The following is a 22,111-nucleotide window of genomic DNA, read 5'->3' as shown; positions in this document are numbered from 1 at the left end:
TTTAGACTTTAGCGTTATTGCGTGTTGCCGCAATCTTGAGGGGGACATAGAAACAGCCGGCGCACACGCCAATGCAGCCGCCAACTGACAGATTCGCCGCCACCGCAATGAATAGCCCCACCAGGCCAATCGCGATACCCATCAATGGCGCCAACACGAATAGCAAACGGGTATCGTTCACTACCCCAACGAGCGCAGCTGCCGGGGCAGCTAGCAGCGCGATGGATAGAATCGTGCCGACAGCCGGAATCAGCGCCACCAGAGTCAGAACGATTAGCCCGCTGATGACCAGCTGTGCTTTTCTCCTCGAATGCGCGACTCCGAAAGACTCCGGGTCGAAGGTGAAGTAAATCAGCTGACGCCACCGAGCAAGCAGCACCAACGCCACCAGCAGCAAGAGGCCACCCGACAGCGCAATATCAATCTTGTTCACGTTGAGTACGCTGCCGACCAGGAAACTCTCAACCTTCACCGGCAACGGGGCGAACCACTTGTTCAGGAAGTAGCCCAGTGCGAACCCAAATGTCAGCACAATTCCCGCCGCCGAGGACGTTGTTCCCACCTTTGACAGACCAAACAGTGCCCCAATCGGAATACACATCAGAAATGCTCCGATAAAGAGGAACACCGAAATCCACGAGTGGCTCAGGCCGAGCGCTGCCGCAATAACAACGCCCACAACCGCGCCGGGAAAAGTCGCATGTGTAATCGCTTCTGCGAAGAACACTTGTTTTCCCAGCACCGCGAGCACCCCAACTACTCCAGCCAGGGCTCCTACCAGTATCAGTTCGATAATTGGCAAAATCAGGATGCTAGACACGGTCTCCTCCCAGCACGACGCGCAGCCCCAGTGCCATGAAATACAGTCCCACCGAGGTCAGCGCGACGACTGCCTGAGGCGACACCGGCCCCAAAGGCACCAGTGCCAAACCAACGATTCCGCTGAGGCAGCCCACTGCAATCGCAATCGGCACCATCACATGAACTCGGCGAGTCAGCAGTCTCGCCGCCGCTCCCGGCACGACCAGATATCCGACTACCAGCAGCACGCCCACAGCGCTTGCCGACGACACCACGACCGCAGCAATCGCCGCGTTAATGGTGAGGTCGATGCCCCACACATTGACGCCTGCGGCTTTGGCACCGAAGCGATCAAAGGCAACAAACACCTGCCGGCGCCAGGTCACTGCGATAAGAACCAAGGCGATGGCACAGACAATCAGGGCGCTGGTGAGACGGGAGTCAGTGACTTCCAGCAGTCGCCCGAACATGAGCGCTTCCAGCTGTCCTGACTGGTCACCTTTCTTCAGCGAGAGAATCACACCGATGGAAAAGAAGCTGGTCAGTACAACTGCAACTCCAGCTTCCGACATGTGCGAGCGCGATACTAAGGTCAGTGCTACTGCCACTACCACCGCACATGCTGCAGCCACCGGGATAATCATGTCGATGCCACCGAATACGGCACCGGCCACAATTCCGGGAAAAATCGAATGCACCATGGCCTCGGCATTGAACTCGAGGCCACGCAGGTTCACGATGACACCGACCAGGCCAGAGACCGCCCCGAGGGCAATCAGCAGCACTAGTGGCCTGAACATGAAAGGCGCTACCCCAAGCTCATTCGCAAGCTCAGTCCACATAGGCTGGCACCAACTTCGAGGTCGCACCAAAAGCTGGCTGCTCTGCCACGATTAATGTGTTTTCGCAGGTGTCCTCAGCAAGCACGAGATCATGGGTGGCCGCGATAATTGCCGTGCCATTTTCCTTCAGTTCGTTGAGGAGATTCAGCAGCATCGCCCGATTTTCAGTGTCGAGGCCGTTGAACGGCTCGTCGAGAAGCACGAGTTGCGGACGTGCGACGATGGCGCGCGCCAACAGGACGCGTTGCTGCTGACCACCGGAGAGGTTGCCGAAACGTTCACTGGTGCGGTCGGCAAGCCCGACTTTGGCTAGCGCTGCGTGGATGCGTTCTTTGCGGTGTCCAAGCGGTTGGAAGGGGCGCAGTTCGTGCAGCACCCCCATGGCGACGACATCGAACGCCGTGACAGGAAAAGTGCGATCGAGGTCTGCCGACTGCGGGACGTAGGACACAATCTTCGCGTTGTTGTGCATCTCACCAGAGAGAAGACGAGTCCCACCCAGGATTCCGCGCAGCACGGTCGTTTTTCCAGAGCCATTGGCGCCGATGAGTGCAAGCCCGGTACCCGGCGCGACATTGGCGGTGATGTGATTGACGATGGGTACCGCCGTGTAGCCGAATGAGGCATCGCGGAGCGTGACTATGGGCTCGGCAGACATGGGGTTGGCTAAGTGGTTACCGCTCACTTGATGCCCTCTGGCAGCGGCGCGACAGTTCCGTCCCATGCCGTCACAACCTGAGTGACGTTGTGGATGATGGAACCGATGTAGGTCTCGCCATCACTGCCAGCCGGACCTAGCGAGTCGCCGTAGAGTGCGTCCTCACCAACGATGGCCTTGACACCCGCGGCCTTGGCAATCGCCTCAATTGACTTCGAGTTGTTCGAGTTTTCCGCAAACAGCGCGGTTGCACCCGAGTCCTTCACGGTCTTTGCCGCCTCGGCGATATGCGCGGCCGTGGCATCCTGCTGCTCGTTGAAATCAGACAGCGCTGCGCCGATGAAGTTGATATTGAACTCGTGGGAGAAGTATCCAAAGGCGTCGTGGCTGGTAAACAGTACAGGGTCCGACACAGTGGCGATGGACTTATTTGCCCACTCATCCAGCTGATCCAGCTTCTCCTGGTAGACCGCAACGTGGTCGGCGATGGTGGACTTCAGCTCATTGTCACCACGTTCCTCGGCGACCTTTTCCAGGGCGTAGCCGATGTTGGCAACCTGAATCTTGGCGTTCTTAGGCGAGGTCCATACGTGCGGATCGAAGCGAAATTCCGCCTCCTCACCGGGCTCTTCCGGCGGGAATGGCCATGGGGAGACATCAATCTTTTCCACACCTCGGTCAATGGTGTAGTTACCATTCTTCGCCTTCTCTGGCGGCAGTGGCTTGGTTTTGTCCATATCCTTGGCCGCCTTCATGGCATCTACGTCACCTGCAGTGAGAACGCCACTGGTCACTGCCATCGTTCCGGAAAAGCCCGAGGACTCAATCGCCTGGTCCAGGAAGTGCTCCAGATCGACTCCGTTGACGAACAAGAGATCCGCGTTACCAGTCTTGCTCAGCTGCTCATGGGTCATTTCCAACTCATGAGCCGTTGCATTCGGCGCCAACAGGCAGGTCAGATCCACTTCATCGATGTCCAGCTGCTTCACGTAATCACAAATCTGCGTCGTGGAAGCCACGACGTTGATTGGGTTCTCGCCACTGGCTCCCTCACTGCTATCGCCACACGCTGCAAGGCCAGCGCCGGCTAGCAAAATCGAAAGGCCCACACACATGGACTTGGCTGATCGCGAAAGCTTTCCGGAAATTGTCATGTTGGTGTCCGCTCTTGATTGTTTGTTCCTGCTTTACGACGGCTACGCTGACCGGCCGCTTCAGTAAATCGGGTCACCTTAGGGGCGGTTGGGGCGCACTTCGCCGTTCATCTATCACGTGTGAGAGTAAACCTAACGACAGCGATTTTCAACCTATTGAACTTACGTGTTTTCGGTATGACATTTTTTAAGGATAAACATTGAACAAACCCTATCCACAGGCCGTCACGCCACAGCGCCAACCTTCACGCCACAACATCAGCCATGATGGAGACATGGAAGCGAAGATTTATCACAACCCCCGCTGCTCAAAGTCCCGCCAGGCTCTCGCCGTATTACGCGAAGCCGGAATCGAGCCGGAAATCATCAAGTACCTAGACACTCCTCCAACCAAGGCCGAGCTGCGCTCGCTAATCGAGGCGGCAGGCCTGAACGTCATCGATGTCGTGCGCACCAAGGAAGCGGAGTTCAAGGAACTGGAACTCTCCAAGGACTCCAGCGACGAGGAACTTCTGGACGCAATGGTTGCGCACCCACGCCTAATTGAGCGCCCATTTGTCGTCACCAATAAGGGGGTAAGGATGGCGCGCCCCACCGAGGCTATTAACGACATTCTCTAACCAATGACATGCGTTAATCGCCTTTACATCAACCCCCTCCACAGGCCTCCAAGACCAGGAGGTTAACAACCCATTAACAGGGGCTGAAGTCACTGTAAACTCACCGCTGAAACGATAAAGCTCTCCGCCTGCTGCCCTAGCCACCCGCACAGGTTGCGCTAGAGGCAACGGCGGCCTTCAGCGAAAGGACTCTCATCATGAGCAGTCAGAGGCTCGGCTGGCTCAGCGCCCCCGGCCCAGCAGCTCCCCTTCCCGAGGAAAAGATCGCCCCGACCTACCGGACCTGGCGGTTCAACGTCTTCATGGGCATCTTCATCGGCTACGCGGGCTTCTACCTCATCAGAAATAACATCCCCCTCGTGTCTGCCGTGCTGGAAAAGCACGACCTACTGGGCGCAGCCGGAATTGGCATCGTAGCCAATGCGGTTCTGTTTTCCTACGGCCTATCCAAATTCTTCATGGCCATGCTCTCCGACAGGGCCAATGCCAGGTACTTCCTTCCGCTTGGCCTAGCACTGTCCGCGGTCGTAAACCTCTTTGTTGCGTTCGTCCCAGCGATTAGTGCCTCTGTTGCGATTTTCGCGACAGTCATGTTCATCAATGGCTGGTTCCAAGGCATGGGCTGGCCTCCTTCTGGACGCGTTGTCGTCCACTGGTTCTCGACATCCGAGCGCGGCACTTTGATGTCGATCTGGAACACTGCCCACAATGTCGGTGCCGCCGTCGGCGGTGCTCTGGCAGCCTGGGGCTTGCATTCGTTCGCCACTTCCGATGCCGACTGGACTCCCGCATTCTGGCTACCGGCGATTGTCGCGCTCGTGATTGCTGCCATCGCATTCCTGCTGATTCGAGACAACCCGCAATCCATGGGACTGCCTCCGGTAGAGGAATACCGTAACGACCCAGACAAGGTCGAAGGAACTAATGACGAGGCACAAGAACCCTGGTTCACAATCGTCAAGAACCATGTTCTTACCAATCCGGTTATCGTCATGTTGGCGCTGGCCAATGTGTTCGTCTACGCACTTCGTTACGGCGTTCTCAACTGGATTCCGATTTACCTGACAAACGAATTGCACAAGACCAACGTGACGGGCGGAATCATCGGATTCATGCTCTACGAGGGCGCAGCAATTGTGGGCACCCTGCTGTGCGGATGGGTCTCCGACAAGGTCTTCAAGGGTTGGCGCTCAGGCGCCGGCATGCTCTTCCTGATCGGCACCGGCATCACCATTTTCGCATACTGGCAGCTACCCGCTACGGCACCATTGTGGATGTTCTATGTGCTCATCTCCCTGATCGGCGCACTCATTTACGGCCCAATCATGCTCATCGGACTGCAGGCCATCGACCTCTCGCCTAAGTATGTTGCGGGAACCGCAGCTGGTTTCACCGGATTGTTTGGCTACCTTCTCGGCGCAACACTCGCCTCCACTGGTGTCGGTCTCTTGATCGACTTCGCAGGCTGGAATGTCACATTCGCAACCCTCATTGGCGTTGTCGCTATTGCGTTTGTCCTCATGATCTTCGTCGGCAAGTACGAGCGCGATGTCATGCACAAGGCAGATGAAGCCCGCACCAAGACAGCTTAATAGCCACTCAATAGCCGTCAGTCACGGTGTTGCCAGTCGAATCCCGGATCCGCTCCGTAAGTCCAAAACGGTCGCAACGTCGCCAATTCATCGGTACACTCTATGCCGCAAACGAAAAAACGCGAATAGACATTAAAAATGGAAGGAGTCTTCACCATGGGACTTATGGACAAGGCCAAGGAAGCACTGAGCAACGAAGAGAACACCGACAAGGTTCTGGACAAGGCTGAGCAGCTGGGCAAGGACAAGCTCGGCGAGGACAAGGCCGACCAGATCAAGAAGGTTCGCGACATGGCAGACGAGCGCCTGGGCGACAAGAAGTAAGCTACAGAGCTTCTTCACCCCGCATTAGCACCCTGTTTTCACAAGGGAGCTGGTGCGGGGTTTTGCTGTTCTTAGGGGACCTCACAGCCCCACCGACACGCCTTTATTGACAATTATTTTCAAATTGTCCATCATTAACCAAGTGAAAACTATTGTCGATAGAGCTTCTCTTCCGCGCACTCGAAAACAAAAACTTCGAGCCCGGCTCTTCGGCTTTCTACTTTTCCTGGCCGTCCCCGCCACAATCCTCCTGGCGATCTCCATCGGCCCCGCGGGAACAGGTTTGAGCAACGGCATCATCGCACTGCTCACCCCGCTCATCAATACGCTTTCCGACGACCTCCCGGCTCTCAACCACCTTCTGCCAGAGATATCCCCTGCCACGCAATCACTTGTCTGGAGCATCCGGCTGCCCCGTGTCCTCCTTGCGGGACTGGTCGGCGCCTCGCTCGCTGTCGCAGGTGCAACCATGCAGGCAGTTTTTCGCAATCCGCTGGCCGAACCCGGTGTTACCGGTGTCTCCTCCGGTGCAGCAGTGGTAGCCGTCATTCTCATCGTCACTGGCGTGGCCGCGAAAGCACCGTGGGTTCTTTCGGCTGGCGCATTCATAGGCGCGTTGCTGGCTGTCATATTTGTCCAAATCGTCGCCGGTCTCAATGGCGGCAGTGGAGCCACCCTGTTGCTCGTCGGTATTGCACTCAACGCGTTCCTCGGCGCAGTCATCTCCGCCACCATCGCGAACGCGCCACACAGCGATGACGCTCAACAGGCCATGTTCTGGCTCAACGGCGATTTAACTGCTTCGAATTGGCAGGACATTGCACTGGCAGTCGGCCCCATTACCGTCGGCACGGTTATCTTGATGATGCTCATTCCCGAACTCAACCTGTTCCTCCTCGGCGAAGAACAGGCCGCTGCCACTGGTATGCGCACAGTGTGGATCCGGCAACTGCTGCTCGCCCTGGCTGCGTTAGTCACGGCAGCGGGCGTCGCTGTCACTGGCGTTATTTCCTTTGTCGGATTGGTCGTCCCGCACCTGATTCGCCTTGCCATCGGCCCCGATCACCGCAGTCTGCTGCCCATTTCTATGTGCCTCGGCGCAGTGTTTCTCATTCTCGCCGATCTCGTCGCCCGCAGTCTCTTTTCCCCAGTTGCACTGCAAACTGGCACAGTCACCGCGTTCCTTGGTGCACCTGCGCTACTCGCGTTGATTCTTCGGCAAGGTGGCCGCCAGTCATGAGCAAGCAGACACAAAACCTCAGCGACCACGTCACTAAGCCAGACGCCGACAACACCGCGCTGCTGCGGGCTACCGACCTCAGTGTCGGTTACCGCAATCGGACCGTCGTAAGTGGCGTGAACCTCGCTATTCGACCTGGCGAAGTCCACGGCATCATCGGCTCCAACGGCACCGGAAAATCCTCCTTGCTCCGTGCTATGGCGGGCATTGTGACACCGAGTTCGGGGCAGGTTGAGCTCCTCGGTGCGCCGCTGACGAAGCTTCGTGCCCACGAACGCGCCACCCGGTTGGCGTACCTGCCGCAGCACACACCGGCCGATGCCGCTATTGACGTTCGAACTGTCGTGGCACTCGGCAGGTACGCGCACCACCGTCGGCGTGACCGTTTCCGCAGCTCACTAAACTCCACGGATCACGATATCGTCGCTTACGCCCTCGACCGCGTTGGTGTCACCGCACTCGCCGACCGTCCCATCACGGCTCTGTCCGGCGGGCAGCGGCAATTGGTGTTCATCGCAAAACTATTGGCACAACAGGCCAAGGTCATGCTTTTCGACGAACCCACTGCGGCCTTGGACATCGGGTTTCAGCTGGAAATCCTCGAGCTGCTCGGCGAGCTTGCCGACGAGGGCCACGGTATCGGAGTCGTCCTTCATGACCTCAACCTCGCGGCCCGCAGCTGCCACCGGCTCAGTGTGATTCACAACGGCGGATTGGAAGTCACTGGTTCCGCCGAAGAAGTGCTGACGCCTCCCCGAATAGATGCGATTTATCGCATCTCCAGCGCTGTCGATACCGATCCACATACCGGTTCGGTGCGAGTGACGGCGTTGGCTCGGGCTCGCCCGGCTGACTGATTGCAGTTGGCTGTTTCAGACTGTCTGACTCACACTGTCTGATTCCAGCTAGCACCAACGCAACCGAAAACTCCCCAACAATCAAAACTCAACACTCAAGGAAGTACTTTCGTGTTTTCACCAACTTCTCCTATCTCTGCCTTGAAGCGAAACTCTAAAAAGGCCGTCACTCTGCCGTTGATTGCAGCACTCCCCCTCGCTGCGGTGGTCGCTTGTTCTTCCTCGGAGGAGACGGCGCAGCAGTCGTCGTCAAGCGAAACTTCGACAAACCAGCAGGCGCAGTGGCCGCGTACTGTGACCGTCGGCGATCACGACGTTACGGTGCAGAGTCAGCCGAAGCGCATCGTTGCACTGTCGACCGAGGTTGCGGATCTGGCGTTGGAACTGGTTGGGCCAGAGCGTGTCGTAGCCGTGACGAAGAATGCGCTCGATGAGAGCTCGGGTAATCAGGTTGAGCTGGCGCGTCAGGTGCCTAACGCGATTGCCAACTCCACGAAGCCGGATCCGGAGCAGATTCTGTCCTATGAGCCGGACATGGTGTTGATGACCAGCCGCCATGATCAGGAGCAGTCGGCAAGTGAGCTGCTGGGTGCCAGCGATGTTCCGACCGCGGCGTTTGCCAGCAGTGATTTCGCCTCGCCGAAGGCGCTGGCAGAGTCGGTGACCAAACTCGGCAAGTTGCTCGGAGCCGAAGATAAGGCGGCCGAGATGGTTGCCAAGATTGAATCGGAAACCGAAGAGATTCTCTCGGAAATTGACTCCACAACTAAGCCAAAGACGCTGGTCCTGTTTGCCCGCGGTGGTCAGAAGATGATTATGGGCATGCAGTCGGCGACGACGAATCTCGTTGAGCTGGCCGGTGGCGAGCCGATTTCGCCAAAGGGTAAGCGCCCGGGTGCCGTTCCCGCTGATCCGGAAACAATTGTGCAGCTGAATCCGGATGTCATTTTGATTCAGGATTTCCACGGCCAGGGCAAGGCTCCATTCCAGGAGTTGCTGGATAATCCGGCGCTTGCCGACGTCGCTGCGGTCAAGAATGATCGAGTGCAACTAATTGATGCGAAGACGACCTCTGGCACCGCCGGAATGCACATGCCCGATGGACTGCGTGAGATCGCTGACGCACTGGCTAAATAGAAAATAGGTTTTCACGTCGCTATGTGGATTCATGAAGCACTGACTTCCCCACCCCGCCGAATGCACTGGGTTTTGTTATCCAGCTGGGGGCGCAGCTTTTTCTTCGCTCTCAGCGCCGTGTCTCTTGGATACACGCTCGATGCTCTCAGCAGTTTGTACGGCGGTGTCGCAGACACCAGTGGCGGCAACTGGTTTGGGCAGTGGGGACTTCATGAATCCCTGTCCGCTGCAATTGTGGCGGTCATTCTGGGAAGCCTCTGTGCTTATGTCACCGAGGCATTGCCACCACGGCTTGCTGGCGAGCAGGAAAAGCTGTGGCGCTCACATGTGGTTGGCAGTGTGCTGAAGCCGGAGTTTTCCGCTCCTGAACAAGCCCCGAAGCACGCGCATGGAAGAGGGCACGGCGCAGGGAAAGCTGGTCACGCACACCGAAGCGCGTCCAACACAGGCGAAGGCCTACTCTTCGATGCCGCGACCACAAGCGTCGAACAGACCGCGAATTACCGAGCGACATTTCTCGCTCCCACGTTGGCCTCGTTTAGTGCTCCACTGATCATTTTGGCGGTGTGGGCTTTGTGGGTGGATACGAAAACCGCCTTGTGGCTGGCACTATTTTTCATTTTCACGCCGTTGATCATTATTGGCGCTGGAAAGATTCTGCGGAAATCCAATGCGACGTATCGCCGAAAGCAAGCGAAGGCCACGCATGCCTACTTGGAGATGCTCGAAGGGCTGGGAACATTCAAAGTTCTTGGAGCAATTGATCGAGTCATGGCACGTTTTGCCAGCCAAACTCGCACTGCGATGTCTGAGCTCACCGCCCTGCTCGCCCGCAATCAGCTGATGATCATTGTCAACGACGCGGTTTTTGGCATTGCAATGTCGACTACAGCAATCGGCCTTGTCCTGCTGCGTTTGCAGGCAGATGCAATCAGCGTTGGCACAGCCCTCGCAGGTGTTTTCCTATCCGTTCTGCTCTATGAGCCCGTTAATCGCGTCGGCCGCACTTTCTACATCGGACTCGGCGGTCGCACGCATCGAAATGGAATTGTGGAGGTATTCGGCGAGCCTGCCGCTGAAGCGTTCACAGCCGGAACAGCGCATTCCACCAAAGCCACCGCACCGCACGCACCGGAGATTTCCCTCCGCGATCTGAGCGTTGACATCGGCGAAAAGCGCATTCTCTCCGATATTAACCTGACAATTCCAGCCGGCAGCAGAGTCGGCATCGTTGGCCCCAGCGGTTCCGGAAAGAGCACACTCCTGCGTGTACTCGCAGGCCTGCAGCCGCATTCCGGGGAAGTCTGCCTCGACGGCCACGCGCTTTCGACCCCGGAGTTGCTCGCCAACTCGCTGCTCATCTCCCAGCAGCCAGCCATTTTCGGCACCACCGTCGCGGACAATCTTCGCATCGCATGCCCGGACGCAACGGCCGTCGATATGCGAAAAGCACTTCGCGACGTGCACTTACTCACCGAAATCGAGCAGCGCCCTGGTGGTCTCGATTCGGAGGTCGGCGATCAGGGCAATTGGCTCTCAGGCGGGCAACGACGTCGCCTGGCCATTGCGCGTGGTCTGCTCGGCGCCGCTCCGATTGTGCTTCTCGACGAGCCGACAGCGGACATCGATCGTCGGACGGAAGGTCTCATCAAGGAGTCCTTGACCCGCCTTGCTGAAGGACGAACGAGCATCATGGTCGCTCACCGCATGGAAGCGCTATCGGACGTTGATCTGGTCATTGTCGTCGCCGAAGGCCGGGTCGTGGCTGCGGGCAAACCCGACCAACTGAGCACAAGCAATGAGTATTACGCACGAGCGCTGACCGAGGAGAGCTGACATGAACAACATCATCTGGTTGCTGCGCTTTTCCGCACAGGCTCGCGGAGCGCTCAGTGCATCTATCCTCGCACGCGTGGCTGGGCACATTCTGGGTGCATTGATGCTGGCTGTGCCCGCCTGGGCAATTGCCACAATTGCGCTGTCGAAGTGGGACGCAACCGACTCGTCGCAAAGCTTGAGCATGCAGTGGACGTGGGCGGTCATTGGCGTGGTTGCAGGGCTGGCGCTGTTGAAAGCGATTCTGCGGTATGTCGAGCAGTACCTCGGGCATCTGGCTGCGTTTCGGCTGCTCGGCGAGCTGCGGCTGTGGATCGTCGAGCGTCTTATCCCGCAGGCGCCCGCGGTAACCGATGGGCTGGGTACTGCCAGGATTCACACAATTGCGATTCGTGATGTTGACCGAGTGGAAGTCTTCTTCGCGCACACAATTGCGCCCGCGGTGACGGCCGTACTGATTCCGCTGATGGCGGTCGTGACAGCGGCATCGACTGCCGGAGCCCTGCCTGCGATTGCTCTGACGCTGACCTTCGCGGTTGGCTTTGTGATTGCGCTCGCAGGCTCTAAGAAGGCGACGACGGAGGCTTCCGCAACGAACTCCACACGCACGGACATTGCGCAGTACATTGCCGATACGCTGCGCCTTCGGGAGGAAATCCTCATCTACGGCGCAGCCGAGCAGCGGCTGCGGGGATTGCGTGAGCTCGATGAACAGCTTGCTCAGAAAATGCGTGCAGGCGGCAAGCGGGCTGGACTGCGCTCTGGCGCGACCGGACTTCGGATTTGGGGTGGCAGCATTGCCGTCTTTTGTGCTGGTATCCCGGCGCTTTCAGCCGACTACCGTATGCTCCCTGCTGTTTTGGTGACGACGTCCCTGGTGGCGGGAACTGCTTCATCAATGGATTCGATCGAGCGCCTGGCATCTTCTCTGCCAGCGGGACTCAATGCAGTCACTCGGATCAGGGAGCTGGCCGCGCAGCCGCCGACTGTGGAAGAGCCGAAGCAGCCGGAGTCGCTGGACCTGCACCACGCGCAGACCGCGAGGGCCAACTCCGGCGACTCAGTCCCTGCCCTCGAACTGAGCGATGTCAGCTACCGCTACCCTGGCGCCGATAACCCTGCACTGACCAAGATCAATCTGCGCATTGCCTCAGGCCAGTTCATCGGTGTGGTCGGCCCAACTGGTTCGGGCAAGTCCACACTCTCCCGGCTAATCCAGCGGCATGTCGATCCGGATGTCGGCGAGGTCATCATCAATGGCCACAATGCCCGTGACCTCGGCTCAACCAATGTCTGCCGAACGGTTGTTGTCGCAGATCAGAATCCCTTTCTCATGGAGGCCACCATCGCTGAGAATCTATGTCTCGGCGCGCCTGATGGCTGCGAGGTTCCCGAATCACTGATGCACTGGGCGCTCGAACTCGCCGCCATCAACCCTGCTGAGATGCCGTTGGACAGGCCCATTGGCCGCCGCGCGCAGCGGCTCAGCGGTGGTCAGCGTCAACGTCTGGCGCTGGCCCGCACCTACTTACGCGCGGTACTAGCCGACGGCACTAAGCCCAATGACCTCGCTGCACACCTCGCCGGAAAGATTGTTATTTTCGACGAAGCCACCAGCCACCAGGATCCACTGACGCAGGCTCGTATCGTGGACAATGCCCGCGCATGTGGAGCGACCTGCATCTTTATTGCGCACCGACTTCAGACACTGGCCGAGGCCGATGACATCCTGGTCATCGAAAACGGCCAGCTCATCGAACGCGGCACGTATGACAACCTCCTGAACGCAGACGGCGCATTTGCTCGACTTGCGCGCGCCGAGGTCTAGGCTCCTTCTAGCTCTCCGCGCAGGTCTTCCGCAGCACCACCACGGTGTCGACAACGTTCTTGCCATCGATTTGCTTGACGACGTCACGCTGCGCCACCACCGCTTCGAGACTCTGCGGCTCGTGCGCAAAGAAATCAGTGACCTCATCCGCGCTGTAGAGCAGCTCGGGGTCTCCCGGGCCGTGGACTTCGTTGTCCGGATGGTGTGAGACTGAGACAAAGTAGCCACCCGGAGTGAGAGCCTCAGCGACGGCTCGCCAGAGGTTCTCCCTGTCCCTGCGCGGCAGGTGAATAAATGCGGCGACTACCAGCTCAAAGCTTCCTGCTTCCGGCTGCCAGTCTGTTAAGTCTTGCTGGACCAGGTTCGCAGAGAGCCCTTCAGCTGCCAACGCGGCTCCAGTGTGTTCGAGCCCGACGCTGGAGAAATCCATGCCGGTGACATCCCAGCCCTGGCTGGCTAACCACACCGTGTGACGGCCACGGCCACAGCCTAGGTCGAGCGCACGTGAGGGGTCGGAGAAACCTTTCCGGATTACCTCAACATGCTGCGCGATTGTCGGATTCGGTTCGCCGCCAAAGAAAGAGGGCGAACCGTCACTTGCGGCCTCGCGATCTGCGGTGAATTTCCCATCCCAGAACTCTGCTGTCGACATGCTCACCAGGATAGACGGCACCGAGAGGCAATGCTGGACTACATGAGGTTCTGCGGAGGTTTGAAGTTCTACGGGGAGAGAATCTCCACCGGCAAACTGGCATCCTAGTGATCCTCGACGAGCTCGCGGAGCCGCGCGAAGATGGCCGCGCCGTCGTGGCGAATACCGTCATGCTGGAATGCATTGGTCACATGTGGCCGCAGGTCCCGGTAGCAGTTGGCTGTCTCCATGGAGTACTCGAACGGCACGAAAATATCGTCGAGGTAAACCGCGGCTGCCGAGGTTGGGGCGTCGGCAAGCAAGCGTGCGGAATCATACGGCGAGCTTTCCCAGGTGTGCTGCGCAAATGCTTCCGCCTTTTCCTTGAAAGGAACGAGCGCGGGGTCCTCGTCGAATTGCCAGGGGAAAACGTGCTCACCGGTGAGGTAGAACGGCTCGTCTCCTGCAGGATTGGCCTTTTCTTCAAAACCTGGGATTTCCTCGCGAATACGGTGAGCTGCCCAATTAGTTGTGGGCTGGTTTCCGACGCCACCATAAATGGATTCGTGAATCGCGGCGTATAGCGGACCGTCGGCGAAACTCACGCGGGATCCGACATCGACTAGGAAATCAGTGCGCAATTGCTTTTCACCATTGCGAATGTGGAATGGCTCTTCCAACAAATACGCCAGATTGTGGAATCCATCTCCACGACCCAATTCAATTCCGATGGTTCGGAATCGGCGAGAACTCAGACGCTCACCTGTGGGAAGAGTTTCTGCAGATTGCTCCAGGTGCGCGCAGATTTCTCGAATGCGGTTTTCGGCCCACGGATACTCGCGATAAAAGCGCTCGTGGCGGGTGCGCAGCTTCCCATATGTCGTGCGATAAAGGTCATCAGCGCCACGGTCCAGAACGGGCAAACCACCTGTGAGGTAAGCGTGCTCCACGGATTTCGGATAGCGGCTGAGATACGAAGTAATGCAAAAACCACCAAAGGACTGCCCATACAGCGACCATTTCGCAATGCTCAAATGCTTTCGCAATGCTTCCGCGTCTTCGACGATGTATTCCTGACGCAATTGTGCAAGCCGCTCGGCCGGAATATCCGCAATATTGGCCGCATCAATTCGATGCGAGCGCCCCGTGCCACGTTGATCCAAAAGAATCACGCGGAATTCCTTCAGCGCTTCGCCAATTACCCCGCTTGCGCTCACTGGACGCGGTGCCGGGAAGCCTGGACCTCCCTGCAAATAGACAATTGCCGGCGCGTCCTCTTTTCCTGGCGCATAGATCTCCCTTGCGAAGAGCTCAAATGTCGCAGCATCCGCAGCCCCGGTAAAAGGATCCCAGGGAACCTCAAGGGCGTGTTCCTTAATAATGTGCCCAAAATGCCTGCTTGCAATACTCGTCGATGCCATGTCTCTACCGCTCCTCTAATCCCGCTGGTCGTATTTCTTCATTAGCTTTGCGACGAGCAAATCGGTCGCCTCATCGTCAGCAAGAATTTGATCCAACATCTCCCGGTAATCCCGCTGCCGCAGCGCAGTATCTTCCCCGTAATCGTCATAGGAATCGCCGGATAGGTCCACACCGAAGTTGGATTCATCGCTTTCGTCTTGCTCTGTCTCCTGTTGTGCCGACGGAACTTCCAGATCCGCTGGGAAGTCCGCATTGAACTCCTCCAGGAATTCCTCCGCGTTGGCCTCTGCGTCGGAACGCGACACTCCCCTGTCGACCTCAGCCTGAATGCGGCGCTGCAGCGCCTTTTCCATCTGACGGTGGCGCCAACTGCGAAGGCGCGCTGGCTCGAAGCGCCGCCCCACCTCGCGGCTCTTGCCCTCTGCACGACGAGCGAGGACAGCAATCTGCGCCGCGGTGTCGTTCAGTGGCGCCCACTCCGAGTGTGCCGACACTCGCCAATTACCCCAGTACCCCAGCAGCGAAAGCAGGATGCTGACGATAGGACCAATGACCATGGACACGGCCATAAATCCCAAATGGTGGCCTCCGATGACAATGACCGCGCAAGCCACGGCCGGGATGACCGTGGGCTGGTTGCCGCCGAAAACAGCGGGTACTCGCCCGGTCACAATGTCGCGGATCATGGAACCACCAGTGGCGGTGAAAACGCCCATCATGATGCACGGCAGAATGGGCAGACCATACGTGACGCCTTTGACCGTTCCCGTAGCTGCCCAGAGTCCCGAGACCACAGCGTCACCGTGGACCTGAACGTATTCCCAGGTCTTTCCTTTGAAATAGAAAAATCGCGCAATGAGCGCACCAGTAAACGCCAGGATTAGGTACTCCGGCTGGCTCATTGCGGCGACGGTGCCCTGGTTAATCAGAACATCGCGAATCATGCCGCCGCCCAGTGCGGAGAACAGCGCAATAAAGAAGAACCCGATGATGTCGTAGCCTCGTTGCCGGGCGATGGTGCCACCGATGATGCCCATGAGCAGGACACCGCTGACATCGGACCACTGGTACATCGACTCAATGAGCGGATCTACTTCTGCGACGTTCATGATGTTCAAGCTTAGACGCTGCTATTTTTCAAGCATCAACGAAAGGTCGGGATACCCATGGAAAACGCTAACCCCTTTGCTTCGACACGCCCCAGTGGCAGGCTCATGCGCGGCATCGCAACTGCTTCCCGCGCGCACGATGGGCACTACCGAAAGGGATCTGGCGTTCCCTATATCAGCCATCCAATGGCGGTGATGTTGATTGCGGCGAGCGTGACTAACGACGAAGACGTGCTGTTGGCAGCCCTCTTCCACGACATTTTGGAAGACGTGCCGGAAAACTACTCACGTGCCGAGATGAAAGATGAGTTCGGGCTTCGAGTAGTTGAGATTGTCGAGGGTGTCACCAAAAATTCTTCCTTGCCCTCCTGGCAGGAGCGTGCCGATGCCTACCTGGAGCAACTTTCTCGTGGCAGCGCGGAGTCAATCATCGTGGCCGCCGCGGATAAGTTCCACAATCTCAGCCAAACTCTGGAGGATTTGGACCGCAATGGCCACGCCCTGTGGAAACGCTTTCGTTCAACTCCGAGCCAGCAATTGTGGTGGTACACGAATGTCCGCAACGTAGTAGCCGAACGACTGCCCGACATGCCTCTGTTGGACGACTTGGACGTTCTAATTGAGCGACTCGATTCCTGGGTACAGGAGACTTAACCTGCGATTTCCCAATCGCTTTAAACTATAAAAACATATCCAGGCATAGCCCGGAGCACTCAAGCGACGGTACAGTGGCAGCCTACGTGGCTCAGATATTGATGCCGTTATTGATGCCGCGCGACAATAAATCCGAAATTAAGTCCAGGAATACGCAAGAGGAGAAAACATTGACTTCCACTGATGCATCGTCCACAACCGAACTGCCCACTACCACTCAGCAGTGGGTTCTGGCTTCCCGCCCGACTGGCCTGCCGACTGACGAGAATTTCCGCCTCGAGACCGTCGATTTGCCAGAGCTTAACGACGGCGACATTTTGGTAGCCAACTCGGTCGCTACCGTCGATCCCTACATGCGTGGCCGTATGAACGACACCAAGTCGTACGTTCCTCCTTTTCAGCTTGACCAGCCAATGACTGGCGGCGCTGTGGGCACTGTCCTTGCGTCCAAGTCGGATAAGTTCCAGGTTGGCGACGCTGTCCGCCACTCTTATGGCTGGCAGACCAATGCTGTTATTGCCGATTCCGAGGCAACACCGGTTGACCTGAACGTTGCACCGGCTGCTGCCTACCTGGGCATCCTTGGTCTTACTGGCCTTACTGCTTACGTTGGCCTGACTGCTGTCGGAGAGATGAAGGAAGGCGACGTCGTCTTTATCTCTGGCGCTGCTGGTGCGGTCGGCTCGGCTGCTGGTCAGTTTGCCAAGCAGATGGGCGCATCCCGTGTCATTGGTTCCGCCGGCTCGGACGAAAAGGTTGAGCGCCTACTCGAACTCGGCTTTGATGCCGCCTTCAACTACAACGACGGCCCGGTTGCAGAACAGCTGGCACAGGCAGCGCCGGAGGGCATCGACTTCTACTTCGACAACGTCGGTGGCGACCATCTCGAGGCAGCCATCGGCGCGATGCGCACCTTTGGCCGTGTCGCTATGTGTGGCGCAATCTCCCAGTACAACAACACTGGAGCTCCGACCGGACCACGTAACTTGGCTCTAGCGATTGGCAAGTGCATTACTCTGCGCGGCTTCGTCTTGGGAAAGTACCTGCACCTGGCAGGTGAATTCCAGGAGCGAATGGCTCCGCTCGTGGTCAGTGGCAAGGTCGCCTACGATGTCACCACTCGTCACGGCATCGAGAACATGCCAGCTGCATTCCTCGAGCTGTTTAGCGGAGGCAATACCGGCAAGATGGTCGTAGAGTTCTAAATAACTGTCTTGTGGGGCGCCGAGACTTCCTTCAGCCTGCTCGACATAGCGACACCGACCAGTCCCATCAGCGCCAGGAAGATCAAAGCCGCCGCGGGACCGAAGCTGGCAATAACACCTGACAACGCACCGACGATGAGCAGGACAACACCCATAATGGTGTTGGCCGCTCCGACGTACTCGGTGCGCTTGTCGCCTTCTGCCATGTCCACAACATAGGTCGAACGAGCCACGCGAACACCCGCGTGGACGACCGACATTGCGAAGAAACCGAGTGGGAAAATCCAGGCATTGGCACTGGTGGAAAGCCAGTGCGCACTGGCGACCAGCAGGAAAAGAACAATCGAGCCGACCAGCGAAGAGTAGGTCAGGACCTTCTTCGAGGATTTATCCGACCAGATTCCCGCGACTTTTCCACCAACCAAAGAGGCGAACCCGGCGGCGAGCATGAAGATACCAACGTTGGCGCTTACTCCCCCGCCACCACCATCAGCGGCTTCCAGGTCAGCACCCACCTGTGCACTTAGGGTCACAATGAACGACGTGGACAGTGCTGTGACCAGCAAGAGGCTTCGGACAATCACAAAGTCACGAAAGTTTTTATCCTCTGCAAAGAGCCGCCAGGTGTCCTTCCACCAGGTTTTATTCGGTTCTTCCTTGTCCCCCTCGTTTGTGGGCTCAACAATTCCCCGGAAAATCACAACCGCAACCACCCACGACAGTGCCGCAACAAAAATGAGGCCCGCCACGATTGGTTTGGTGACGTTGTCGCGGATGATCCACAACACCGCACCGACAATAATTGCGGCGACACCGCCCAACATCGCAGCTCGGCCACTAATCTGCCCGCGCTGTCCCTTCGGAATCGTGCGTCCCTGAACATCCTTCGAGGCCATCGAGCACAGGGCTCGGGCCGTCGCAAAGCCTGCAAGCGCGATGATGACAGCGACACCGAGCGCGGTGCCTTCCAGGAACAACGCCGCCAGACCAATCAGCGCTGCCGCGACCGCTTGCCCCAACGCGCCAGCGATCCAGACGGTGGTGCGGCGCGGGCGAGACTTCACCCACGGGGTGAGCGCAGCCTGCGGAAGCATCGAGCCAGACTCGCGCACCGGCACAAGCATGGCGATGAAGAAGCCCGGCGCACCAGCAGAATGCAGCAACCATGGCAGCAACGTCTTGGCTGCCACAATCTGGTCGCCGATATTCTGCAGACCGTTCGCCCAGACATAGCGCTTGGCGTTCGAGCGGGCATGTTTCTGCACTAGCTCTGGGTTGTCTCCTGCGTCCGTGGGTTTGGCATCTTCCGAGCTATCAGTCATGCCTTTCACGCTACCTGCCTGTAGCAACGGCGCTACCGCACGCGACCGTCTGCCCAGGCTAATCGAAGAATGAATCGCGCCTGTCCTCTCTGCCGCTACACTCGCGGGAAGAACACCTAACATCTCCAACGAAAGTAGCAATATGCCCGCTGACCTTTATCGACGTCTCTCCAACCTCGATGGCAAGAGCTACGGTGCATACAAATCTCTTCGTGGCTCCCACGACCTGCCGGACCTGAACGCGACGCTGTTCATCGACAAGGTCCAGTCCGACCCCTACGCCCCAGCATCTCGGGCACGAGTCCACATTCCGCTATCAGTGCTGGACTATCGCGGCGCATCCCGCGCACAACCGGGCAGGTTCAGCACGGCAGAGCTCGACTTATTGAACCGTCGCCTCGTGCGCGCGTTTAAGAAGTATGGACGCGGACTGTTCATCGATTCCCCAGGTCAGCAGGTTTTGCGTCGAGCAGCTGTCGCTGAGCTCCGTGGGGATGCGCACGACGTCGATAAGCATGATGATGCCCTCCAGATCTGCCTGGAAATCCAACTGCCCGCCCGCGGCCGACGCATTCTCGGCCGTGAGGCAGCGCGTCTGATCTGTGAGGATTTGTTGGACGCGCTTGACGACGCCATCGTGAACGCACCCATCGATGCGCTCGAGGAAGCCGCGGAATTAGAGTATGACCAGCTCTTTTTACGCCGTGCGGTGGCGGACGCGGACCTGATTGGGTTTGTGGCAGACGGGTCGGTGTTGCCCCGTCAGGCGGGCAATAGCCAGCTGCCGAAGCCCGGTGCGACTGCGTTTACCTCGCCCGAATCGCTGCAGCACAGTTTTCAGCTGCCATCGGGTAAAACGGTGCACGGCATGGGCATTCCGCGGGGCGTGACGTTGATTGTCGGCGGTGGCTACCACGGCAAGTCCACATTGCTGTCCTCTCTGGTCACGGGTGTTTATAACCATGTTGCTGGCGATGGCCGCGAGTTTGTCGTCGCCGACGAAACTGCGGTTGCGCTGCGTGCCGAGGACGGCCGGGCCATCACTGGTGTGGATATCTCACCGTTTATCAACGGTCTTCCCTCCGGTGATGACACGACCCGGTTTTCCACGGCGAACGCATCGGGGTCGACCTCCCAAGCTGCGGGTCTGATGGAGGCGCTGGGTTCCGGTGCTCGAGTGCTGCTCATCGATGAGGACACCTCCGCGACCAACTTCATGATTCGCGATGAGCGCATGCGCCGACTCATCCCCGATGACCGGGAGCCGATTACTCCACTGGTCGCACGGGTCCGCGAGCTCTGGGAGAACCACGGGATCTCCACGGTCATCGTCGCGGGTGGTTCTGGTGCTTTCATCGATGTCGCGGACACCGTGATTGCTATGGATGCGTACACGCCTTACGACGTCACCGAGCGCGCCCGTGAGCTCCGCGAATCTGCCACTCCGGCTGCACCTTCGCCAGCTTTTGCGCAAATTGGTGAGCGCTTACTGCAGGCAGACTTCCCTGTCGGTGAGAGCCGTGGTGGTCGCGGACGTGGCGGTCACCGCGGCGGACGCGGCGGCAGGCGTAATAGTCGTGGCCGCGGTGCGAAACCGCCTAAGCCACCGCGTGCTCGTGGACTCGAGCTGATTCAGGTGGGCAAGGACAATCTTGACTTGCGCGCTATCAGTCAATTGATGGATTCCTCCCAAACAGAAGCCATTGCCAGGATTCTGGGTGCCGTCGTAAAACAGCTCGATGGGCGTACTGACCTCACCGAGCTTATCCAGCACGAGTACGACAACTTTTGTCATTCGCTCTTCGACGCGGCAGCTGCGTCTACCAATTCTGGTCATCTGGCCGAGCCTCGTTTCCAGGAGGTGGCGGCGGCAATCAACAGGCTTCGGCTCTTGCGGTAGGAGCCCGAAGGTTGGCAATCGCGGGAACGACATTCCTGCGGCTGCCGCAGCAAACTTCCTCATCTGATTCCGGCGTTAGGTATTGACCTTGACGCGGCGTCAAACAGAAAGATGATTTCCGTGAGCAACAACGACAACGAGTACACCATCGGCGAGGCAGCCGAACTCCTGGGCGTTACCACGCGCACGCTGCGACACTGGGATGCCATCGGGCTGCTCAGCCCGCAGTATCGCACGTGGTCCGACTACCGCCTCTACACCGATGAGGATATCGACACCGCGCTGGAGATTCTGGTCTATCGAGCCGCTGGTGTGCCGTTGAAGGCTATCGAGGAGTTCATCCACGACGATTCTTCCCCGAGAAGTCGGAAAGATCGTTTGCTCGCACAGCGAACAGTTCTCACCGAGAAGATCGCTGACCTGCACCATATGGTGCAGTCTCTGGACAAACTGATTGAGGAAGGACACACAATGGAAGCAAAGACGAAGGCAAAGCTCTTGGGCCGCGATTGGCAGAATCTAGAAGCCGAAGCTGAGGAACGCTGGGGCGACACTACCGAGTGGGAGCAGTCCCAGCAGGCCCAGGAAAAAATGGACGATAACGACTGGGCTGCTCTTGAGGCAGAGGCTAAGGATTTTGCCGATGCGCTTGCCGACGCTGCCGAGCGACACGTGGAGCCAGGTTCCGAAGAGGCGGCCGAGCTAGTTGACCGTCACTTGGCCTCTATTGCCCGCTTCTACGAGGCTGGCCGAGAAAAGCAGATTCTGTTGGCACGCATGTACGTCGCTGATTCCCGGTTTGACCGGTATTACCGTGGCAATGCTGGCTACCTGCTGGAATTAATCGAAGCTCAGGCTCGTAAGGAAGGCATTGACCCGGCTACTGCCGAGTGGCGGTAAGTGGCAGGTGGCGGGTGACGCTAGGCGGCGGGCGGCAGCCGTTCATCCAGGCCTTTCCACCCGGGCCTGAATCCGCTTA

20 protein-coding genes are annotated in these 22,111 nt (G+C 58.2%); 12 read left to right on the top strand and 8 right to left on the bottom strand.

Going from position 1 to position 22,111, the window contains the following annotated elements; all coding sequences use genetic code 11:
• Window position 1: 1 nt before the first annotated feature.
• The 4 genes from CHU70_RS07695 to CHU70_RS07680 are packed head-to-tail and all read right to left on the bottom strand — an operon-like array spanning window position 2 to window position 3,455.
• Window positions 2–820: a metal ABC transporter permease gene (locus tag CHU70_RS07695; RefSeq protein WP_049189328.1), complete on the bottom strand. Its 819-nt coding sequence runs from the start codon at window positions 818–820 to the stop codon at window positions 2–4.
• Window positions 813–1,643 (bottom strand): metal ABC transporter permease, encoded by an 831-nt coding sequence (locus CHU70_RS07690; protein WP_049189327.1) that lies wholly within the window; start codon window positions 1,641–1,643, stop codon window positions 813–815. The genes CHU70_RS07695 and CHU70_RS07690 overlap by 8 nt, the downstream gene beginning before the upstream one ends.
• Window positions 1,633–2,301: a metal ABC transporter ATP-binding protein gene (locus tag CHU70_RS07685; protein ID WP_222865490.1), complete on the bottom strand. Its 669-nt coding sequence runs from the start codon at window positions 2,299–2,301 to the stop codon at window positions 1,633–1,635. The genes CHU70_RS07690 and CHU70_RS07685 overlap by 11 nt, the downstream gene beginning before the upstream one ends.
• A gap of 23 nt (window positions 2,302–2,324) precedes the next feature.
• The gene (locus tag CHU70_RS07680; RefSeq protein WP_070827871.1) at window positions 2,325–3,455 is read right to left on the bottom strand and encodes a metal ABC transporter substrate-binding protein; all 1,131 of its coding nucleotides are present in this window, start codon (window positions 3,453–3,455) and stop codon (window positions 2,325–2,327) included.
• Window positions 3,456–3,730: 275 nt separating this feature from the next.
• On the opposite strand from CHU70_RS07680, the gene arsC reads away from it, so the two are divergent.
• The 8 genes from arsC to CHU70_RS07640 all read left to right on the top strand — a co-directional run bounded on the left by arsC (window position 3,731) and on the right by CHU70_RS07640 (window position 12,889).
• A complete protein-coding gene (gene arsC / locus CHU70_RS07675) occupies window positions 3,731–4,075 on the top strand; it encodes an arsenate reductase (glutaredoxin) (protein WP_147719123.1) in 345 nt (114 codons plus the stop codon).
• 197 nt (window positions 4,076–4,272) lie between these two features.
• The gene (locus CHU70_RS07670; RefSeq protein ID WP_147719124.1) at window positions 4,273–5,667 is read left to right on the top strand and encodes an MFS transporter; all 1,395 of its coding nucleotides are present in this window, start codon (window positions 4,273–4,275) and stop codon (window positions 5,665–5,667) included.
• Between the two features lie 156 nt (window positions 5,668–5,823).
• Entirely contained in the window at window positions 5,824–5,991 is a 168-nt protein-coding gene (locus CHU70_RS07665; RefSeq protein WP_016422348.1) for an antitoxin, read from the top strand.
• 142 nt (window positions 5,992–6,133) lie between these two features.
• A complete protein-coding gene (locus tag CHU70_RS07660; protein ID WP_242451374.1) occupies window positions 6,134–7,231 on the top strand; it encodes an iron ABC transporter permease in 1,098 nt (365 codons plus the stop codon).
• Window positions 7,228–8,088 (top strand): ABC transporter ATP-binding protein, encoded by an 861-nt coding sequence (locus CHU70_RS07655; RefSeq protein ID WP_147719126.1) that lies wholly within the window; start codon window positions 7,228–7,230, stop codon window positions 8,086–8,088. Before CHU70_RS07660 ends, CHU70_RS07655 begins: the two co-directional genes overlap by 4 nt.
• Window positions 8,089–8,199: 111 nt before the next feature.
• Window positions 8,200–9,225: an ABC transporter substrate-binding protein gene (locus CHU70_RS07650; protein ID WP_070439421.1), complete on the top strand. Its 1,026-nt coding sequence runs from the start codon at window positions 8,200–8,202 to the stop codon at window positions 9,223–9,225.
• A gap of 117 nt (window positions 9,226–9,342) precedes the next feature.
• Window positions 9,343–11,061: an ABC transporter ATP-binding protein gene (locus tag CHU70_RS07645; protein WP_242451373.1), complete on the top strand. Its 1,719-nt coding sequence runs from the start codon at window positions 9,343–9,345 to the stop codon at window positions 11,059–11,061.
• Window position 11,062: 1 nt separating this feature from the next.
• Entirely contained in the window at window positions 11,063–12,889 is a 1,827-nt protein-coding gene (locus CHU70_RS07640) for an amino acid ABC transporter ATP-binding/permease protein (RefSeq protein ID WP_070429479.1), read from the top strand.
• Window positions 12,890–12,896: 7 nt separating this feature from the next.
• Here the strand turns inward: CHU70_RS07640 and CHU70_RS07635 are convergent, their stop codons facing one another.
• The 3 genes from CHU70_RS07635 to CHU70_RS07625 form a co-directional block, all read right to left on the bottom strand.
• Entirely contained in the window at window positions 12,897–13,541 is a 645-nt protein-coding gene (locus CHU70_RS07635) for a bifunctional 2-polyprenyl-6-hydroxyphenol methylase/3-demethylubiquinol 3-O-methyltransferase UbiG (protein WP_069359606.1), read from the bottom strand.
• A 104-nt stretch (window positions 13,542–13,645) separates the two neighbouring features.
• Window positions 13,646–14,941 carry an alpha/beta fold hydrolase gene (locus CHU70_RS07630; RefSeq protein WP_070429480.1) on the bottom strand — a complete coding sequence of 432 codons (1,296 nt, stop codon included), beginning with the start codon at window positions 14,939–14,941 and terminating at the stop codon, window positions 13,646–13,648.
• A 15-nt stretch (window positions 14,942–14,956) separates the two neighbouring features.
• The gene (locus CHU70_RS07625; protein ID WP_147739792.1) at window positions 14,957–16,051 is read right to left on the bottom strand and encodes a trimeric intracellular cation channel family protein; all 1,095 of its coding nucleotides are present in this window, start codon (window positions 16,049–16,051) and stop codon (window positions 14,957–14,959) included.
• 57 nt (window positions 16,052–16,108) lie between these two features.
• Here CHU70_RS07625 and CHU70_RS07620 point away from each other — a divergent pair, with 57 nt between their 5' ends.
• Together CHU70_RS07620 and CHU70_RS07615 are read left to right on the top strand one after the other, a co-directional pair.
• Entirely contained in the window at window positions 16,109–16,705 is a 597-nt protein-coding gene (locus CHU70_RS07620; RefSeq protein ID WP_070866550.1) for an HD domain-containing protein, read from the top strand.
• A gap of 170 nt (window positions 16,706–16,875) precedes the next feature.
• Window positions 16,876–17,910: an NADP-dependent oxidoreductase gene (locus CHU70_RS07615; RefSeq protein ID WP_016422338.1), complete on the top strand. Its 1,035-nt coding sequence runs from the start codon at window positions 16,876–16,878 to the stop codon at window positions 17,908–17,910.
• Here CHU70_RS07615 and CHU70_RS07610 read toward each other — a convergent pair.
• Window positions 17,907–19,232 (bottom strand): MFS transporter, encoded by a 1,326-nt coding sequence (locus CHU70_RS07610; protein ID WP_242451372.1) that lies wholly within the window; start codon window positions 19,230–19,232, stop codon window positions 17,907–17,909. The genes CHU70_RS07615 and CHU70_RS07610 overlap by 4 nt on opposite strands.
• Before the next feature lie 142 nt (window positions 19,233–19,374).
• Here CHU70_RS07610 and CHU70_RS07605 point away from each other — a divergent pair, with 142 nt between their 5' ends.
• Entirely contained in the window at window positions 19,375–21,132 is a 1,758-nt protein-coding gene (locus tag CHU70_RS07605) for an ABC-ATPase domain-containing protein (RefSeq protein ID WP_147719128.1), read from the top strand.
• 111 nt (window positions 21,133–21,243) lie between these two features.
• Complete coding sequence (locus CHU70_RS07600) at window positions 21,244–22,032, top strand: MerR family transcriptional regulator (RefSeq protein ID WP_147719129.1); 789 nt, start codon at window positions 21,244–21,246, stop codon at window positions 22,030–22,032.
• Window positions 22,033–22,111 lie beyond the last annotated feature (79 nt).

The sequence above is a fragment of the Corynebacterium sp. LK10 genome (genome assembly GCF_008042455.1).
Classification (GTDB): Bacteria; Actinomycetota; Actinomycetes; order Mycobacteriales; family Mycobacteriaceae; genus Corynebacterium; species Corynebacterium jeikeium_D.
This window is presented reverse-complemented; position numbering and strand designations above follow the sequence as displayed.

Coding starts and splice junctions, on each gene's coding strand:
- CHU70_RS07630 (WP_070429480.1), bottom strand. CDS start 14,941: ATGGCATCGACGAGTATTGCAAGCAGGCATTTTGGGCACATTATTAAG.
- CHU70_RS07610 (WP_242451372.1), bottom strand. CDS start 19,232: ATGACTGATAGCTCGGAAGATGCCAAACCCACGGACGCAGGAGACAAC.
- CHU70_RS07665 (WP_016422348.1), top strand. CDS start 5,824: ATGGGACTTATGGACAAGGCCAAGGAAGCACTGAGCAACGAAGAGAAC.
- CHU70_RS07680 (WP_070827871.1), bottom strand. CDS start 3,455: ATGACAATTTCCGGAAAGCTTTCGCGATCAGCCAAGTCCATGTGTGTG.
- CHU70_RS07670 (WP_147719124.1), top strand. CDS start 4,273: ATGAGCAGTCAGAGGCTCGGCTGGCTCAGCGCCCCCGGCCCAGCAGCT.
- CHU70_RS07635 (WP_069359606.1), bottom strand. CDS start 13,541: ATGTCGACAGCAGAGTTCTGGGATGGGAAATTCACCGCAGATCGCGAG.
- CHU70_RS07685 (WP_222865490.1), bottom strand. CDS start 2,301: ATGTCTGCCGAGCCCATAGTCACGCTCCGCGATGCCTCATTCGGCTAC.
- CHU70_RS07600 (WP_147719129.1), top strand. CDS start 21,244: ATGATTTCCGTGAGCAACAACGACAACGAGTACACCATCGGCGAGGCA.
- CHU70_RS07655 (WP_147719126.1), top strand. CDS start 7,228: ATGAGCAAGCAGACACAAAACCTCAGCGACCACGTCACTAAGCCAGAC.
- CHU70_RS07690 (WP_049189327.1), bottom strand. CDS start 1,643: ATGTGGACTGAGCTTGCGAATGAGCTTGGGGTAGCGCCTTTCATGTTC.
- arsC (WP_147719123.1), top strand. CDS start 3,731: ATGGAAGCGAAGATTTATCACAACCCCCGCTGCTCAAAGTCCCGCCAG.
- CHU70_RS07605 (WP_147719128.1), top strand. CDS start 19,375: ATGCCCGCTGACCTTTATCGACGTCTCTCCAACCTCGATGGCAAGAGC.
- CHU70_RS07640 (WP_070429479.1), top strand. CDS start 11,063: ATGAACAACATCATCTGGTTGCTGCGCTTTTCCGCACAGGCTCGCGGA.
- CHU70_RS07620 (WP_070866550.1), top strand. CDS start 16,109: ATGGAAAACGCTAACCCCTTTGCTTCGACACGCCCCAGTGGCAGGCTC.
- CHU70_RS07625 (WP_147739792.1), bottom strand. CDS start 16,051: ATGAACGTCGCAGAAGTAGATCCGCTCATTGAGTCGATGTACCAGTGG.